The sequence below is a fragment of the Roseibium sp. genome (assembly GCF_048260565.1).
GTDB lineage: Bacteria > Pseudomonadota > Alphaproteobacteria > Rhizobiales > Stappiaceae > Roseibium.
On the sequence record NZ_JBLXGP010000007.1, the window covers coordinates 131,339 to 147,953 of the forward strand.

The 16,615-nt window shown below is 62.1% G+C and carries 17 protein-coding genes; 6 read left to right on the forward strand and 11 right to left on the reverse strand.

All coding sequences use genetic code 11. From position 1 onward, the window contains the following. Window positions 1–67: 67 nt before the first annotated feature. From ACN0SO_RS16320 to ACN0SO_RS16340, 5 genes are all read right to left on the reverse strand, one after another. Window positions 68–553: a GFA family protein gene (locus tag ACN0SO_RS16320; protein ID WP_417679610.1), complete on the reverse strand. Its 486-nt coding sequence runs from the start codon at window positions 551–553 to the stop codon at window positions 68–70. Between the two features lie 149 nt (window positions 554–702). Further along, window positions 703–1,641 carry a 3-keto-5-aminohexanoate cleavage protein gene (locus ACN0SO_RS16325; protein ID WP_417679612.1) on the reverse strand — a complete coding sequence of 313 codons (939 nt, stop codon included), beginning with the start codon at window positions 1,639–1,641 and terminating at the stop codon, window positions 703–705. Then, on the reverse strand, window positions 1,638–2,585 hold the full coding sequence (locus ACN0SO_RS16330) for a 3-hydroxyacyl-CoA dehydrogenase (protein ID WP_417679614.1): 948 nt from the start codon (window positions 2,583–2,585) through the stop codon (window positions 1,638–1,640). Before ACN0SO_RS16330 ends, ACN0SO_RS16325 begins: the two co-directional genes overlap by 4 nt. Window positions 2,586–2,766: 181 nt before the next feature. Next, a complete protein-coding gene (locus ACN0SO_RS16335; RefSeq protein ID WP_417679616.1) occupies window positions 2,767–3,270 on the reverse strand; it encodes a hypothetical protein in 504 nt (167 codons plus the stop codon). 111 nt (window positions 3,271–3,381) lie between these two features. Further along, window positions 3,382–3,768 carry a DUF302 domain-containing protein gene (locus tag ACN0SO_RS16340; RefSeq protein ID WP_417679618.1) on the reverse strand — a complete coding sequence of 129 codons (387 nt, stop codon included), beginning with the start codon at window positions 3,766–3,768 and terminating at the stop codon, window positions 3,382–3,384. A 352-nt stretch (window positions 3,769–4,120) separates the two neighbouring features. Between ACN0SO_RS16340 and pdhA the strand changes: the two genes are divergently transcribed. The 4 genes from pdhA to ACN0SO_RS16360 are packed head-to-tail and all read left to right on the forward strand — an operon-like array spanning window position 4,121 to window position 8,419. Continuing rightward, window positions 4,121–5,206 (forward strand): pyruvate dehydrogenase (acetyl-transferring) E1 component subunit alpha, encoded by a 1,086-nt coding sequence (pdhA, locus tag ACN0SO_RS16345; RefSeq protein ID WP_417679620.1) that lies wholly within the window; start codon window positions 4,121–4,123, stop codon window positions 5,204–5,206. Between the two features lies 1 nt (window position 5,207). After that, window positions 5,208–6,188, forward strand: a complete 981-nt coding sequence (locus tag ACN0SO_RS16350) for an alpha-ketoacid dehydrogenase subunit beta (protein ID WP_417679622.1) — start codon at window positions 5,208–5,210, stop codon at window positions 6,186–6,188. Further along, window positions 6,179–7,303: a dihydrolipoamide acetyltransferase family protein gene (locus ACN0SO_RS16355; RefSeq protein ID WP_417679624.1), complete on the forward strand. Its 1,125-nt coding sequence runs from the start codon at window positions 6,179–6,181 to the stop codon at window positions 7,301–7,303. The genes ACN0SO_RS16350 and ACN0SO_RS16355 overlap by 10 nt, the downstream gene beginning before the upstream one ends. Before the next feature lie 15 nt (window positions 7,304–7,318). After that, the gene (locus tag ACN0SO_RS16360) at window positions 7,319–8,419 is read left to right on the forward strand and encodes a Glu/Leu/Phe/Val family dehydrogenase (protein WP_417679626.1); all 1,101 of its coding nucleotides are present in this window, start codon (window positions 7,319–7,321) and stop codon (window positions 8,417–8,419) included. Between the two features lie 6 nt (window positions 8,420–8,425). Here the strand turns inward: ACN0SO_RS16360 and ACN0SO_RS16365 are convergent, their stop codons facing one another. The 4 genes from ACN0SO_RS16365 to ACN0SO_RS16380 all read right to left on the reverse strand — a co-directional run bounded on the left by ACN0SO_RS16365 (window position 8,426) and on the right by ACN0SO_RS16380 (window position 13,330). Further along, the gene (locus ACN0SO_RS16365; RefSeq protein ID WP_417679628.1) at window positions 8,426–9,661 is read right to left on the reverse strand and encodes a cytochrome P450; all 1,236 of its coding nucleotides are present in this window, start codon (window positions 9,659–9,661) and stop codon (window positions 8,426–8,428) included. Beyond that, complete coding sequence (locus ACN0SO_RS16370) at window positions 9,658–10,932, reverse strand: cytochrome P450 (protein WP_417679630.1); 1,275 nt, start codon at window positions 10,930–10,932, stop codon at window positions 9,658–9,660. Before ACN0SO_RS16370 ends, ACN0SO_RS16365 begins: the two co-directional genes overlap by 4 nt. Before the next feature lie 75 nt (window positions 10,933–11,007). Further along, the gene (locus tag ACN0SO_RS16375; RefSeq protein WP_417679632.1) at window positions 11,008–12,306 is read right to left on the reverse strand and encodes a cytochrome P450; all 1,299 of its coding nucleotides are present in this window, start codon (window positions 12,304–12,306) and stop codon (window positions 11,008–11,010) included. A 187-nt stretch (window positions 12,307–12,493) separates the two neighbouring features. Continuing rightward, window positions 12,494–13,330 carry an FkbM family methyltransferase gene (locus ACN0SO_RS16380; RefSeq protein ID WP_417679634.1) on the reverse strand — a complete coding sequence of 279 codons (837 nt, stop codon included), beginning with the start codon at window positions 13,328–13,330 and terminating at the stop codon, window positions 12,494–12,496. 221 nt (window positions 13,331–13,551) lie between these two features. On the opposite strand from ACN0SO_RS16380, the gene ACN0SO_RS16385 reads away from it, so the two are divergent. Both ACN0SO_RS16385 and ACN0SO_RS16390 read left to right on the forward strand, forming a co-directional pair. After that, window positions 13,552–13,959: a group II truncated hemoglobin gene (locus tag ACN0SO_RS16385; RefSeq protein ID WP_417679636.1), complete on the forward strand. Its 408-nt coding sequence runs from the start codon at window positions 13,552–13,554 to the stop codon at window positions 13,957–13,959. A 6-nt stretch (window positions 13,960–13,965) separates the two neighbouring features. Next, entirely contained in the window at window positions 13,966–14,277 is a 312-nt protein-coding gene (locus ACN0SO_RS16390) for a hypothetical protein (RefSeq protein WP_417679638.1), read from the forward strand. Between the two features lie 46 nt (window positions 14,278–14,323). On the opposite strand, the gene ACN0SO_RS16395 is transcribed toward ACN0SO_RS16390, so the two are convergent. Both ACN0SO_RS16395 and ACN0SO_RS16400 read right to left on the reverse strand, forming a co-directional pair. Next, window positions 14,324–15,118: a YdcF family protein gene (locus tag ACN0SO_RS16395; RefSeq protein ID WP_417679640.1), complete on the reverse strand. Its 795-nt coding sequence runs from the start codon at window positions 15,116–15,118 to the stop codon at window positions 14,324–14,326. A 161-nt stretch (window positions 15,119–15,279) separates the two neighbouring features. Next, window positions 15,280–16,560 (reverse strand): Rieske 2Fe-2S domain-containing protein, encoded by a 1,281-nt coding sequence (locus ACN0SO_RS16400; RefSeq protein ID WP_417679642.1) that lies wholly within the window; start codon window positions 16,558–16,560, stop codon window positions 15,280–15,282. Between the last annotated feature and the right edge of the window lie 55 nt (window positions 16,561–16,615).

Here is a 16,615-nt window from a genome sequence, read left to right on the forward strand (position 1 = left end):
GATACCGTAAAACCGAGTCAATCCGGGAAAACGGCGTTGGCGGCCATGCAGCCCGCCAACGCCGTTTCTAGGATTCAATCTTGCGATGTGTTTCGAAGACCGTCGCTTCCTGCGCCATTCCGTCATTCGTGGTCGCGTGCTCGACGAAGGTGGGCAGGCCCGCGGGGATGACAGTATCCGAACGCGCCACGCCCAAAAAAATGTGCTTGGACAAGGCTGGGTCGATCGCAAACCAGCACGGGTCGTCAAAAGTTCCAGCATAGATGCCAATCGCATCGGGAAATCGCTCGAAACTCAGCCAGAGCTTGGTGCCGCAGTCGCCGCAGAAATGGACATGAACCGTCTTTCCGGATCCCGTCGACGTCTGATCATAGATTTTGGGCGAGCCCTTTAGCAGGCAGAAATCCTCTTTGCCGAAGATCGGTTCGACCATATAGGCCGAACCTGTCGCCTTTTGACAGAAGCGGCAATGACAGACCGTCACCCGACCGGGCTTCGCGAGGGTCGCATAGCGAATACGACCACAAAGACATCCTCCTTCGTTTCTCGTCATAGCCTGGCTTCCCTTCGGTTTGTTGCAAACGCAAAGCAAACGCCATCCGTAGGGGAATGCCAAGCACAAACACTGGACCTATCGTTGCCCGGACCATACCGCCGATCCAGGGGAATGCGGCCGGCAGTCGTATGGAACCGGCCGGGAGCCTAAAACGCAACCTTGTCGCCGCCTTTCAGGGACAGGATCTCGCGCGCCTCGTCCGGCGTAGCGACTTCCAGGCCGAGGCCTTCGATGATCTTCTTCGCCATCTTCACCTGATCCGCGTTGGATTCGGCGAGCTTGCCCCGTCCGGCCCAGAGGCTGTCTTCCAGCCCGACACGGACGTTGCCGCCGAGAGCGGCCGCCTGGGCCGCGATCCGGAGCTGGCTGGATCCTGCGCCCAGCACCGACCAGCGGTAGTCGGAACCGAACAGCCGGTCGGCTGTGCGCTTCATGTGCTGGACGTCTTCCGGATGGGTGCCGATGCCGCCGAGCAGGCCGAACACGGACTGCACGAAGAACGGCGGCTTGACCAGGCCGCGGTCCACGAAATGCGCCAGGTTATAGAGGTGTGAGATGTCGTAGCACTCGAACTCGAACCGGGTTTCGTTCTCGTAGCAGGTCGAAAGAATATACTCGATGTCCTTGAAGGAGTTGCGGAACACCAGGTCCTTCGAGCCTTCCAGATAGGGCTTTTCCCAGTCGTATTTGAAGGTCTCGAATTTCTCCGCCATGTGGTAGAGGCCGAAATTCATCGAGCCCATGTTGAGCGAGGCGACTTCCGGCTTGAAGGTCGCCGCCGGCAGGGCGCGCTCCTCCACCTTCATGAACGGGCTGCCGCCGGTGGTGATGTTCAGCGCGGCGTTACACGACTGCTTGATGCGCGGCAGGAAGCGGGCAAAGCCTTCCGGGCTCTGGTCCGGCTTGCCGTTTTCCGGGTCGCGCGCATGCAGATGCAGGATCGCAGCACCGGCCTCGGCCGCGGCGAGGGCTTCCGACACGATCTCGTCGGGCGTGATCGGCAGGTGAGGCGACATGGTCGGCGTATGGATCGACCCGGTGATGGCGCAGGTGATGATGACCTTGCCTTTGTTCGCATTACTCATTTGCCGATATCCTCCTCAGCCTTGCGTTTGTGGGCTGCGAGCGCCATCAGACGGCGGTCGCGCCATTTCTGTCTGTCGACGAGGCCCTCGGCGGGCAGATGTTGCCGCCGCTCGGTCTCGATTGCGTCGAGGACCGGCCCGGCCCAGTCGACGCGGTATTTCATCTGTTCGAACATGTTCGCGAACATGCCCTGGTAACGGGTGGCGTAGTCACGGACGCCTGCCGGTGCATTCAGGTCGATGGTCTCGAACGGGCCCATGAAGGCCCATCTGGCGGCAAGGCCCTCGCGGATGCCGATATCGACGTCTTCCGCGCTGGCATAGCCGTTTGCCACCAGCCGGAACGCCTCTTCCAGAAGCGCCCCCTGCATGCGGTTCATGATGAAGCCGTCGATCTCCTGCTTCATCATGATCGGCGACTGGCCCGCATCGCGCATGAGGTCGCGCGTCTTCTCCATCGCCTCCGGCGAGGTCCAGGGCGCCGGGACGACTTCCACAGCCTTGATCAGGTAAGGCGGATTGATCGGATGGGCGACGAGGCACCGGACCCGGTGTTTGAGATGGGCGGTAAAGGTCGACGGCAGAAGGGCTGAGGTGGAACTGGCGAGGATAGCGTCGGGAGGCGCCAGTTCGTCGAGGCGGGTGAAAATTTCCTGTTTCACCTCGACCTGTTCCGGCGTGTTTTCCTGGACGTAATCGACGCCCTCGAGGCACCGTGCCAGATTGTCTTCCGCGCTGATGCGGGCCAGGACCTCATCCGGGATCTGGCCGTTCAGAAGCTCATGGGCCTGAAGGTCTTCCAGCACATCGGCGATATAGGCGATCGCTTTTTCCGGCTGGTGCGTTTCCTTGTCCCACAGCACCACGTCGTGCCGCGCGCGCGCAAAACTGATGGCCCAGGCCCGGCCGATAAAGCCCGAGCCCACGATCGCGATTTTCGCCAAGTTAAGTCCTCCCGACCCGACCGGATTTCAGGGCGACATCATCCGCCGGAATCCGCTTTGAAGCGCCAGCAAAGCAAACCGAAGGCCGGAAGAAAAGCCATCAAAAAGACAAATCGGTTCGCTGTCTGCTTTTTGATTTACGGAAACACCGCAAGGTCGCCGGAACAGGAGCTTCCGCCAGTCACCCCGCCTGCAAATCCAAGCCTTTACCGGACATTTCCGTTCCCGGTGCCCCGCAGTTTCTGAGTTGCAGCAGAATGTCGGTCACGGTTGCGCCGATCTGTTTGATGGCGGCGTCGGCAACCGCCGGCTGGGCATTGCCGAGTTTGACGACGGCGGCTTTCAATTCGCTCAACGTATTGTCGAGATCCACGATCTGTGTCCGCAGCGGGCCGTCGTCATTCTGTCTTGCCTCGGCGAGACCGGTTTTCAGGCTCTCCATCTTCTCTTCCATGGAAGTGAGTTTTGATCTCAGGGCTTCCGGTGTCACGCCGAGCTGGCTGACGGCCTTTGCGGTCAGATCCGCAGCGAGATTTGCTCCAGCGGTTTCGAACCGGTTGAAGGCGATGATCGCCAGAACCGCGGCGACAATCACCAGGATCGCCGTCGCATTGACAAGGGCGAGCAGAAATTGTCCGGGAAGCCGCATGATCCGGCGGCCAAGTGTCTGATCCTGCGCGCTCATCCAACAGCTCCTGCATATTCACGGGATGTCGAAACCTTCGCACAGCTCGGCGAGTCGAAAAACCGGAATTTGCAGGAGAGGCCGGATGAGCGCGCTGGTTGCTCGACAGGCTCAGGCCGCGTCCACGGCTTCCTTGAGCATGTCGCGGACCTGGGTCGCGACGGACTTCAGGTCCGCATTGTCGATCGCGGCCATGGAGGCTTCCGGATCGATCGCGCTGACTTCCACGCCACCGTCGACCGCCCGCAGGATCACATTGCACGGCAGCATGGCGCCGACCCGCGGTTCCATTCCGATCGCCTTGTGGGCCATCATGGGATTGCAGGCGCCGAGGATGAGGTAGTGCTCCATATCCACGTCGAGCTTCTTCTTCATGGTTGCCTTGACGTCGATCTCCGTCAGCACGCCGAAGCCTTTATCGGCCAGGGCCGCACGGACCCTCTTGTCGGCATCCTCGAAACGCACGCCGGTAAGAGTGCGGTTATAGGTGTAGCTCATGTTCAGCCTCTATTTGCTCAGGTATTTGATCAGTGCCAGGACCGCCAGCACGACGAGTACGATCAGAAGCAGCATCCAGATGCCGCCGAACCCGAAACCCATCATCTCGTATTCCTCATAGTTTCTGTTTCCCGAAAATGGCCACAACGAGACAATAGGATCGTTCGGTCTTCACTTTCGGTTGCCCACCCTGCTCGTAAAGTACGGGTTCCTGCTGCAGGAAGGTCAAGCGCAGCCGCCGCTATACGGAATGACGACACTGTCGGTTTTTGCGTTGATCGACGTCAATGGCATCAGGTTGCATCGGTGGGAGGATGTAACCATGCCGCTCCAAGGCCGGGAGTTGATCGGTATGGCTGACGACAGAATCCAGGCTGCGGTGGACGCAGCCGAATTCAGGATCCAATTCAAACGTTATCTGTCTGCCGACGGAACGCTGGCGGATGGCGCACCGGGCTTTGCATCCGACAGATCCGAACTGGTTCGGCTCTACGAGGGCATGCTCAAAACGCGCGCCTTCGATACGGAGGCGATTGCTCTGCAGAGAACCGGGCGGCTCGGCACATATGCATCGTCCCTCGGTCAGGAGGCGGTCGCCATCGGCGTCGCCGCTGCCATGCGTACCGACGATGTGCTGGTGCCTTCCTTCCGCGAGCACGGCGCCCAGATCTGGCGCGGTGTGCGCATGGAAGAGCTGTTTCTCTACTGGGGCGGCGACGAGCGCGGTTCCGATTTTTCCGGGCCTAGGGAAGACTTCCCGGTCTGCGTGCCGGTCGGCACCCAATATTGCCATGGCGTTGGTGTCGGCCTGGCCTTTTCCCTCAGGCAGGAGGACCGTTGCTCGGTCGTTGTCGGCGGCGACGGGTCCACGTCGCGGGGCGACTTCTACGAAGCGATGAACATGGCGGGTGTCTGGAAAGTGCCTGCCGTTTTTGTGGTCAACAACAACCAGTGGGCCATCTCGGTGCCTCGGGCCGCGCAGACGGCGGCAAAGACGCTGGCACAGAAGGCCATCGGCGCCGGCATTCCCGGCGAACAGGTCGACGGCTGCGACGTGATCGTGGTGCGCGACGCGGTCGAACGCGCGCTTCAGCGCGGCCGCGCCGGCGAGGGGCCGACGCTGATCGAATGTCTGAGCTATCGCCTCTCCGATCACACCACCTCCGATGACGCCACCCGCTACCGGGAAGACGCGGAAGTCAGCAGCCATTGGCCGGAGGAACCGACGCTGCGCCTGCGCACGCACCTGACCGAGGCGCATGGCTGGAGCCGGGACGAAGAAGAGAGCTTGCGCAAGGAGATCAATGGCGCGGTCAAGGCGGCCTCGGAGGCCTATCTTCAGATCGCCCCCCAGCCCGCCACGGCCATTGTCGACTACACCTATTCCGAACTGCCCGCGGACCTGAAGACCGCGCGCGACCTGCTGGCGGACCGCTGACATGGCCGAGCTTAATCTTGTCGAAGCGGTCAGATCCGCACTCTCCAAAGCCCTGGAGGAAGACCCGACCGTCGTCGTCCTCGGCGAGGATGTCGGTATCGATGGCGGCGTGTTCCGGGCAACGGACGGTCTGTGGCAGCATTTCGGATCCGGCCGGGTGCTGGATACGCCTCTTTCGGAAGCGGCCATTGCCGGGGTCTCGGTGGGGCTCGCAGCCCAGGGCATGAAACCGGTCGTCGAAATCCAGTTCCAGGGCTTCATTCATGCAACCCTGGACCAGATGGCCAATCATGCCGCCCGGTTGCGCAACCGCACCAGGGGGCGGCTGACCTGTCCCATGGTCTTGCGCGCACCCTATGGCGGCGGCGTCCACGCGCCCGAGCATCATTCGGAAAGCATCGAGGCGCTCTTCGCCCATATCCCCGGTCTGCGGGTGGTCATTCCCTCATCGCCGGCTCGTGCCTACGGCCTGCTGCTGTCTGCCATCCGCGATCCCGATCCGGTGGTGTTTTTCGAACCGAAGCGGATCTACCGGGCCTTCAAGGAAGACGTGGCGCCCGACGGCGCCGGTCTGCCGCTGGACAAGGCGTTCGTCCTGCGCGAGGGCGGGGACGTCAGCGTGATCTCATGGGGTGCTGCTACTCGCGACTGCCTGGAGGCGGCGGACGTGGCGGCAGGCGAAGGTGTTGATGTCGAGGTTATCGATGTAGCGACCCTGAAGCCCTATGATGCGGCAACGTTGCTGGCCTCTGTCAGGAAGACCGGGCGCTGTGTGATCGTCCATGAAGCGCCGAGAACCGCAGGCTTTGGCGCCGAAATCGCAGCGCGGGTCGCCGAAGAAGCACTCGACGCGCTGGTCGCGCCGGTTCGCCGGGTGACGCCGCCGGACATCGTTCCGCCGCTGCCGCGTCAGGAACAGCTTTACTTGCCGTCGAAAGACGACGTCTGTGCTGCAATTCGGGAGGTGATGACATGGCAGTGATCCCGTTCAACCTGCCGGATCTCGGCGAGGGGCTGACCGAAGCCGAGATCGTCGAATGGCATGTTTCGCCGGGTGACCGGGTGGTCTCGGGCCAGCCGCTGGTGTCGGTGGAAACCGACAAGGCGGTGGTCGAAATCCCGTCCCCCTGGTCCGGAACGGTGAAGGCGCTGAAAGCCGATACCGGCGCACAGATTGCCGTCGGAGCCCCGCTCGTCGATCTGGAAACCGATCAGCGCGTCGATCAGGGTCAGATCGTCGGAGACCTGGGGGGAAGCAAACCCAGGGAGCCGGAAACAGTCGAAAGCAAAGAGGCGAAGGCCCCCGCCGGAAAGGCAACCGGACAAGTCCGGGCAGCCCCGGCGGCCAGGGCCTTGGCGCGCGAGAAGGGCATCGATCTGGAAACGGTTACCGGAACCGGGCCGGACGGAACCATTACGCGTGCAGATGTCGAGGCCGTGACCGAAACGGAAATGCGATCCGGGTGGGAGCCTTTCTCCGCATCGCGCAAGGCAATGGCGCGCAATATGGCCGAGGCCGGAGCTCATGTCGTGCCCGCGACGGTCCAGGACTGGGCCGATGTCACCTCGTGGATCGGCGGGCAAGCGGATGTGCTGGTGCGTCTGATCCGGGCCATCGCTGCCGCGATCTCGGCGGAGCCGGCCCTGAATGCCTGGTTCGATCAGGACACGATGGCCCGCATGCTGCACGAGAAAATCAACCTTGGGATAGCCGTGGACACGGAGACGGGCCTCTATGTGCCGGTCCTGAAGGACGTCGGGGCGCAGGATGCCCAACAGATCCGAACCGAACTGGACCGCCTGATTGCGGCCGCGCGGGCGCAGAAACTGGGGCGGCAGGACCAGCTCGGGGCGACGGTCAGCCTGTCCGATTTCGGTCCCCTTGGAGGTGTCTTCGCCTCGCTGGTAATCCGTCCGCCGCAGGTGGCGATCCTCGGCGCCGGCCGGGTGAGCGACAAGGTGGTCTGGGGAGCAAAAGGCCCGGAACCGCGCCGCTATTTGCCTCTATCGCTCACCTTCGATCATCGCGCCGTCACCGGCGGCGAGGCGGCGCGTTTTCTGAATGCGGTGATGCAAGACCTGGAACAACCGGGTTGAGAGAGAGGGATTTCAATGTCAGGCAGATTTGAATTCGCGGATACCCTGGGACCGGAAAAAGTCATTGAAATCACCGATCCGAAGCGCGGATTGCGCGGGCTCCTGGTGGTCGACAACACCGCCGCCGGACCGGCAATCGGCGGCTGCCGCATTTCTCCCGACGCGACGGCCCAGGAATGCTTTCGCCTTGCCCGCGCCATGACGTTGAAAAACGCGTCAGCAGGCCTGCCCCATGGCGGCGGCAAGTCGATCATTCTCGAAGACCCGAAAATGCCGATCGATGCAAAAGAGGATCTCCTGCGCGCCTTTGCCCGGGCCATCGGCGAGATCAAGAGCTACATCGTCGGGCCGGACATGGGCACCAACGAGACCGCCATGGCCTGGATGCGCGACGAGATCGGCCGCGCTGTCGGCTTGCCGAGGGAGATCGGCGGCATCCCGCTCGACCAGATCGGCGCGACCGGTCTAGGGCTGGCGGCGGCGGCCCAGGCCGCGGAGGAGGTTCTGGGGATCCGGGTCGAAGGAGCGAGGGTGGCGGTGCAGGGCTTCGGCGCCGTCGGCCGCTGGGCGGCGCGCCATTTGTCGGACCGTGGAGCCGTCATCGTCGCAGCTTCTGACTCTCATGGCGGGATATACAATTCGCACGGGCTGGACGTGGATCACCTGCTGGCCATCAAGGCGGAAGGCAAGAGCGTTTCCTCTTATGTGGGGGGCACCGTCATCGGGCCGGAAGGACCGATTACCTGCGATTGCGACATCATGATCCCTGCGGCGCGGCCGGACGTCATCCGCGTGGACAACGTCGATCTGATCAAGGCGCGCCTTGTCCTCCAAGGCGCCAATATCCCTGCGGCGGCGGGAACCGAGGAGCACCTGCATGCCCGCGGCGTGCATGTGGTTCCCGATTTTATCGCCAATGCCGGTGGTGTGATCTGCGCCGCCGTCGAATATCGCGGCGGATCGCAAAGCGATGCCCTGACGTCGATCAGGGATCTGGTCTATGGCAACACCATGGAAGTCCTGAAACGGTCCGAGGCCGAACAGACTTTACCGCGGACTGTCGCCCTTGCCATTGCCGAGGAGCGGGTGCGCAAGGCGATGGCGTTCCGACGGTAAGTCACGCTATTGGATGAGCCGCACGGGGAGGGACTGCAGGCCGCGCTGATTGGTGCGGTCCGTCCACCAGACGGGCTCGCCCGCAAGCTCGATCCGGGAAAACCGGTCCAGAAGGGCGGTGAAGGCGGCCTGGACTTCAAGGCGCGCCAGGGGCGCACCGATACACACATGGGGACCGCCGCCGAAGATATACTGGGCATTGGGCCGGCGCGTGATGTCGAACGCATCCGCATCGTCGAACCGCGCCGGGTCCCGGTTGATCGCGCCGATCAGGCCGAGGACCAGCGATCCGGCGGGAATGACCACATCGCCGTAGCGGAAATCCTCGATGGCCACCCGGAGAATGAAGTTGATGCTGGGCTCGAAGCGCAGCATTTCCTCGATGGCGGTGCGCATGTGCTCGGGCTTGGAACGGAGCTTTTCGAATTGCTCCGGATTACGGAGCATCGACAGCAACCCGTTGCCGAGTACGTTGACCGTCGTCTCGTTGCCGGAGATCAGACCCTTCATGTTGTTCAGGGTCTCGTCCTCGTCCATCGTGCCGTTGTCCAGCGCTTCCAGCGTCGCGTCGACAAAGCCGTTTCCGGGATGGTTCCGGCGGTCCGCCAGATGGCCGCGCAGGTAGGCCTTGTAGGCGCGCAAGGAATCCAGTGCTTCCTGCTTCTGATCCTGGGTCATCATGATGTCCCCGATCTTGATCAGCGCCTGGTTCCAGCGGGCCATTTCGGCATCCATTTCCGCCGGAATGTCGAAAAGGTTCCGTGACACCCGCAGCGGCAGGTGATTGGCGAAACCGGTCATGAAATCCACTGGCTCGCCGACCGGCAGCGCATCAAAGAGTTGCGCGCATTCGCGCTCGATCATGGGAAGCAGCGGCGGGATCTCGGCCGGGCGGAACGCCTTCTCGTAGACATCCCGCATGCGGCGGTGGTCGGGCGGATTCGAGTTGACCATCTGGCGCTGGAACTCGCTGAAAAGTTCATAGCTCAGCGGATCCCGGTCCTTGCTTTCCGGCCGGCTCCAGCCGTCGGTCCAAAGCCGCGTGTCGCGCCCCATTTCCGAGGCGCGGACCATGGCATTGAACGCATCATAACCGAGAACGAAATAGATGCCGGACGCCGGGTCCAGATGGATCGGCGCCATCTCGCGGATCCGTTTCAGGTGCGGATGAGGGTTGGTTAGATAGTCCGGATCGGTGAGCAGGGTCCACCAATCGATTTCCGCAGATGTCGCTGTGTTCATGTCCCGTTTCCCAGCCGCAGGGGTAAAGAGTGAAGTCCGTGCTGATCGCTGCGATGCGTCCACCAGACCGGCTCGCCCGCAAGCTCGATCCGGCCGAACCGGTCCATGAGGGCGGTAAAAGCGGCGCTGGCGGTCATGCGCACCAGCGCCTTGCCGATACAGATATGCGGGCCGACTCCGAAAACCATATGAGGATTAGGCTGTCGGGCGATGTCGAACACATCGGGGTCGGCAAAGCATTCCGGATCGCGGCTTGTGGCCGCCACAAGGCCGACGGCCAGGGAGCCTGCCGGGATGAGCGTGTCACCGCATTGAAAATCGCGGATAGCGACACGGATGATGAAACTTCCGCCCGGCTCGTAACGCAGCATTTCCTCTATGGCCGGCCGGAGCAAGCTCCGGTTGGAGCGCAGCTTCTCGAACTGTGCCGGATGACGAAGGAGGGTGAGTATGCCGTTTCCGACAAGGGTCGCAATCGCCGTTCCACCTGCCATCAGGGTCACCAGGTTGTTGAGGCTTTCCTCTTCATCCATGGTGCCGCCGGCAAATGCGGCAAGCGCCAGGCCGACGAAGCCTTCCCGGGGCCTGTCGATGCCGGACGCAATCCGGTCGCGCAGGTAGGCCTTGAAGGCGCGCAGCGCGGTTAGCGCATTCTGCTTTTCTGCCGGCGACATCATGATGTTGCCGATCAGGCTCAGGGCTGCGACCCACTCTGCGACCTGTTCCTCCATCTCCGGCGGAACCTGGAAGACGATACGCGCGATACTGCGGGCCAGCGGATTGGCGAAAGCCTCCATGAAGTCCACCGGTGCGTCCGTCGGCAAGCCATCGAGAAGGCGTTCGCATTCCGCCTCGATCATCGGCATGTAGGCTTCGAGATCGGCTTGCCGGAATGCCTTTTCATAAACGTCCCGCATCCGGCGGTGATCCGGCGGGTTCGCATTGGTCATCTGCGGCTGGAACGCGCTGAACAGTTCGTAGCTCAGCGGATCCTGCTCTTTGTTTTTCGGGTTGTTCCAGCCATCGGTCCACAGTCGTGTGTCGCGCCCCATTTCCGGGGCCATCGCCATGCGGCGGAACGCATCATGGCTGAGGACGAAATAGACGCCGGAAACGTCATCGTAATGGACAGGCGCCAGGTCGCGGATGCGCTTCAGTTCTTGGTAGGGGCTTGTCAGAAAGGTCGGATCGGCGAACAGCGCCCACCAATCGACCGGCGAAGCAGGGCTGCTCTCGCCGGTTCCCGCTTGTTTCGTGACAGCATCTGGCATGACGGACGGCCTCCTGTGCGTGCCGGATTTCAGGCCGTTCCGGGACATGGGGTCCCGGCAATGACCCGCTCTCCCTCAGGCTGCCGTCAGCTTCAAGGGCAGGGACCAGAGACCCCGCTGATCGCTTCGGTCCGTCCACCATTCGGCTTCGCCGGCCAGCTCGATCTTCTCGAACCGGTCCATCAGCGCATTGAAGGCCACCTCAGTGGTCATGCGAGCGAGCGCCTTGCCGATGCAGATATGCGCCCCGCCGCCGAAGGAGGAGTGATGGTTCGGCTTGCGGGTGATGTCGAACCTGTCCGGATCCTCGAACCGGGCCGGATCCCGATTGATCGAGCCGACCAGACCGATGGCGAGCGCGCCGGCCGGAATGACGACGTCGCCCAGCTGGAAGTCCTCGACACCAGCGCGCGGAATGATGCTGCTGCCCGGTTCGTAACGCAGCATTTCCTCGATGGCTCTCGGCATCAGGCTGCGGTCGGCGCGAAGCTTTTCGAATTCCTCCGGGTTCTTGAGCAGGGTCACCAGACCGTTGCCCAGAAGGGTCAGCGTCGTCTTGCTGCCGGAAATCAGCATCACCACGTTGTTGAGGGTTTCCTCCTCATCCATGGTGCCGTCCTCGGCAGCGGCCAGCGCCAGGCTGATCAGGCCGTCGCCGGGATTTTTCCGCAAGCGGTCCAGATGTCCGCGAACGTATTCCTTGAATTCGTGGTTGGACTTCTTGACGTTGCGCTTCTGCTCCGGGGTCATGACGATATTGCCGAGCCAGCTCAGGTCGGAAATCCAGCCGGCAATCGTTTCTTCCATGTCTTCGGGAATTTCGAACAGCTTCAGCGATATGCGATGCGGCAGCGGGTTGCCGAAGGCGGCCATGAAGTCGAAGGGGTCACCGACCGGCAACGTTTCGAGAAGCTTGTCGCACTCCGCCTGGATCATCGGCAGATACCGCGCCATGTCCTTTGGGCGGAATGCCCGGTCATAGACGCCGCGCATGCGCCGGTGATCGGGCGGATTGGCGTTGATCATCTGGGGCTGGAAATCGACGAACAGCTCGTAGGTTTCAGGGTCGTTCTTCCGATTTTCCGGGCTGTTCCAGCCGTTGGCCCAATAGAGCGTGTCGCGCCCCATCGCCTCCGTCTTGGCCATCGAGGCGAATTCCTTGTGGCCCATGACGAAATAGATGCCGGAAGCCGCGTCGTAGTGGATCGGCGCAAGATCCCGGATCCGCTTCAGCTCAGGATAGGGGTTCTTGAGGTATTCAGGATCCGTCAGCATCGTCCACCAGTCGATGTCGAAGGACGGCGGCAGTGCAGAGCCTGCGGCTTGAACGGGTTCCTGGGTTCCTTGCTGGGTACTGGGCTGGGTACTGGGCATAGAGGCGCTCCGAAGCCGAATTGAAGAAAATAAAACGGCTTACGACACACTGCCGCTCGTATGCGCCGTCACTGCAGACCACTTCGGATCAGATATTGCCCACCCGTTGGCCGCTGCGCAAGCCCGGTACCTGACGCTTGGTCAACTCAATCCAGATATTTTTTCAGGTCGACCCGAAAACGGGAGGTTACAACCTGTGATATTTGGCTGACTCCGGGCGATGGGCATAAATGTGGAAGACCGGAGCGCCACCCTGGGCCATGGGATGGTCTTCGATGACGGTGTTGTAACCGTGTTCCTCGAGTTCGGCGCGGATTTCCTGCAGTTCTTCCGGCCCCCGGTGCACCTCTACCAGGAGTTGCCGGATACGCGGCCAGAGGGTTGGGCTGATCCCGTCCAGCACCGCGCGCTCCTGTCCCTCCGTGTCGATCTTCAAGAGATCGATGGTGTCGATGCCGAAACGCTCCACCAAATTGTCGAGCGTGTCCACATCCGCGGTCACTTCTTCGCTTTTGAACAGGTGCTCGATGAACTCTTCGTCGCCGAGCCGCTCATAGGTGCCGGTGCTGTCGATCACCGCGCGGATATCCGCGCTCGCATCGCCCTGGCCGAACAGAAGTTTCTTCAGTCCGTCGGCGAGCGTCTTGCCCACGTCCGAATCGCCGGTGGAGAGCGCGGAAAGCGCCGGATAGTGGTCGAATTTCGCCTGGCCGGGGGCCGATCCAAGCGCCAGGCGGTTGGCCTTGACCTTGTCGCCCATGGCGGCGGCATTGTCCTTCAGGGCCTCGAAGGCGGCCGGCATCGGCTCAAAAGCAAAGATCCGCCCGTCCGGGCAGAGATCGTGCAGCCTCAGGCAGAACAGGCCGATATTGGCGCCGACGTCGAAATAGGTGCCGTCGGCCGGCAGGTCCAGCCCGCGTTCCGTCAGGTCGTCGGAAACGACTTCATGCCAGCCGTAGCCCACTTCATAGGCGTTCACACAATGCACGGTCCGCCCGTCCGGCAGCGTCGTCGTCTGGCTCATTGTCTAAAGCTCTCCCTGCAATGAGCCTGACGGCTCCCGTCCATCCGATTGGAACTGTCTAGCATGATCCCGGTGGCACGGGAACCGATCCGGAGCACTTGTCCCGGTCCAAAGTCAGGCCTAATCCGATGCTGTGATTTCAACGCATCGGAGCGTTATAGTTACCGCGCCGCAGCAGGGGTGCGGCGGCGGACACTCGACACGGCAACAGCGGAGACGACATGAACGACGTCGGGCAAAAAGACACTCTGTTCGACCGGATCGGCGGGGCGGCCGCGATCGACCGGTTGGTGGATCTGTTCTACGAGCGCATGGACACGATGGACGCGGCCAAGGGCATCCGCGCCCTGCACGCGGCCGATCTCGGCCCGACCAGGAACGATCTGAAACGATATCTCACCGAATGGACCGGCGGGCCGAGGCTCTACACGCCCGAGAAGGGCCATCCCCGGATGCGTCAGCGGCACATGCATGTCGCCATCGGCGAACAGGAACGGGACGCCTGGCTCCTATGTATGCGCGGGGCTTTGGAGCAGGTTGTCAGCGATGCGCAAGCCCGCGCCGTGCTTTACGAAAACATGGCCAAGCTCGCCGACTGGATGCGCAACCAGCCGGAAACCGGAATGTAGAAGGATATGACCGCCGGTTCGCGTTTCCTCCGCACCGTTCGACCTGTCGCCGTGGAAGAGCTTCAGCACATGCCTACGCGGGCCTTGCTGAAGCGCCTGGAAGACCTGCGCCGCCTGCATGAAACCTGTGAGAATACCGATTGGGACGAAGCCGAGCGCGACGCGGTAAATGCCTCGGGCCTGATCGCCTTTAAGGATACGGCGATCTGGAAACAGGCCTATGCGGATCTGAAAGCCGTGCTGCAAACGCGTGACCACGTTGATCGGGGAGGCAAACAGGCCCGGCGCAGAGACCAGCAGGAAAAGCAGCGGAAATAGGGGCCGCGGATCTCGGCGACCTGAGAAAGCGGTCGCGTAGGCGGTTTCAAGGTGCGGGAAAGAAAGCCTTACTACGTCCGGTCAGCCGGTAGGCCGCGAGCCCGACCCATTCCCTGAAAGCGATATCGAACCGTTTCAGCCCTTCGGAAGCTCCTGAAAAGCCGAGATATTTTCCCTCCGGCCCCCGTGTCCGGTAGTCCACTGGCCAGGCGGTCAGGCCACTCCATCCGGCCTCGCGAAACACGCTGATGGCGCGCGGCATGTGATAGGCGGAGGTCACCAGCAGCCAGGTCTGGCCGGGTTCGGGTTTGACCAGCTCCCGGGTGAGAACTGCGTTTTCCCAGGTGTTCCGCGATTTGTCCTCCAGCACGATCCGTTCCGGGTCGATGCCGAAATCGGTGAAAAGCCCGACTGCCACGGCTGATTCCGTGGTCTGACCTGGAACGAGAAGGCCTTGACCGCCGGTATGGATAATCTTCGCGGTGGGAAGTTTTCGCGCGAGCCCGCCGACAGTCGTCAGCCGTTCGGCCGATGTCGTCAGTGCAGGCACGCCCCGCGCGCCGGAGGTCACCGTGTCCACCGCTCCGCCGAGAACGATGATCCCGTCGACCGGGGGCGGGGTGTCTGGTCGCGGGAAGCGATCCTCAAGCGGCTGAAGCAGAAGATTGGCCGCAGGAGAAAACCCGAGCACCACGAACCCGAAAAACGCGGCAACGATCGCGGTCATGCCGGTTCGCCGCCATCGGGTCAGCCTCAACAGCAGACCCAGGCCCAAAAGGATGATCAGGAAATTCGTCGGCCGGATCAGGAAAAACAGGATCTTGGAAAGATAGAAAAACATGCACGGGTCCGGGAATCAGGGTTTCCGCGAATTAAACCACATCATTTGGCGACTTCATGTCCGGAGGATCGAAGGCCGGCCCCTATCAAGCGAAAGCCCCGGCTGTGAACCGGGGCTTTCATCATCTTTTGGAGCGTCTGGCAGTGTCGCCGAAGGGCTCGTTATTCGGCCGCGACCGTTTCGCCGGCCTCTCCAAGGGTCCGCCAGTCGACGGTCTTGGGGTAGACGCCCTCGCGAGAGTTGATCGTGGACTGGCGCACACGCGGGTCTTCCGTTCCGATCGCCTTGCCGCCCTCGGCGACCTTTCTGGCCGCATCGACCATCAGGCGGCGGAATTCGACGATCGCCAGATCCGACGCCCCGAGCACATCCACCGAGCGGTCGGCGATCGGGCCCTGGGTTACCCACATGGCGATATCCTGATTGGGAATGCCCTGGATGCCGGAGAAATTGCCCAGCTTCATCGCCTGACGGTCCTGAAGGAAATTGTTTTCGATCGTGCGGACCGGTTCCCAGCGCTCGTTCACGTCGATGCCTTTGCGCGCGTGGGCGAATTTCCGCCATTCCTCGGTGGAGGGAACTTCCTCCGTACCCCAGGCAATGAAATGGAAGGCGGTCGTCACATCGTCGATCGGCACGATGACGCTGGCGACGTTGTACATGTTGTTCGGCGGGATCAGCGAATAGTAAGGCGCCACGAATTCGGTGATGCGCAGATAGTTGTGCGTGTCCGCATTCTTGATCGGACGCCGGATCGCCGCATAGTGAAAACCGTAGCTGGTCGTCTGGGTCTGCATGCGCGGCGACTTGTCCGTCGACGGCCGGTACCAGGACTTGTTGTCGGCCGAAGCGCGCTCGACGCGTGCGGGAACCATGTCCGACGAATGCAGGCTCGACGAATGCGCGCTGTCGATCTGGCCTTCGTGGATCTGTGCCCAGTTGCACGGGATCCGGATCTTCAGGATCGAAACCGGCGTGTCTTCGGTCGGAGCGAAGGCGGGCGGATCGAATTCCGGCGCGTCTTCCTTCTCGCCGAACCAGGCCCAGACGAAGCCGCCCCATTCCCTGACCGGATAGGAACGGTGCTTGACCTTGTCCATCAGCGGGCTGCCTTCCGGTTCCGACGACATGGCGACGATGTTGCCGTCCACGTCCATCTTCCAGCCGTGATAGAGGCAGCGCAGACCGCATTCCTCGTTGCGCCCGAGCACGAGCGAAGCCCGGCGATGCGGGCACAACTCGTCCAGAAGGCCCAGCCGTCCGTCCGTGTCGCGGAAGGCGACGTAGCGTTCGCCCAGAACTTCCACCAGTAACGGCGTGCCGTCGCGTTCGGCGACTTCCTCGATCAGGCAAACCGGCGTCCAGTGTTGGCGCATCAGTTGGCCCATCGGCGTTCCGGGGCCGACGCGGGTCAGAACTTCGTTTTCTTCCGGCGTGAGCATGAAACCTCCCTCAATTTAATTGATTAGAAATCTAAGGGAAACTATCCCAAAGTTT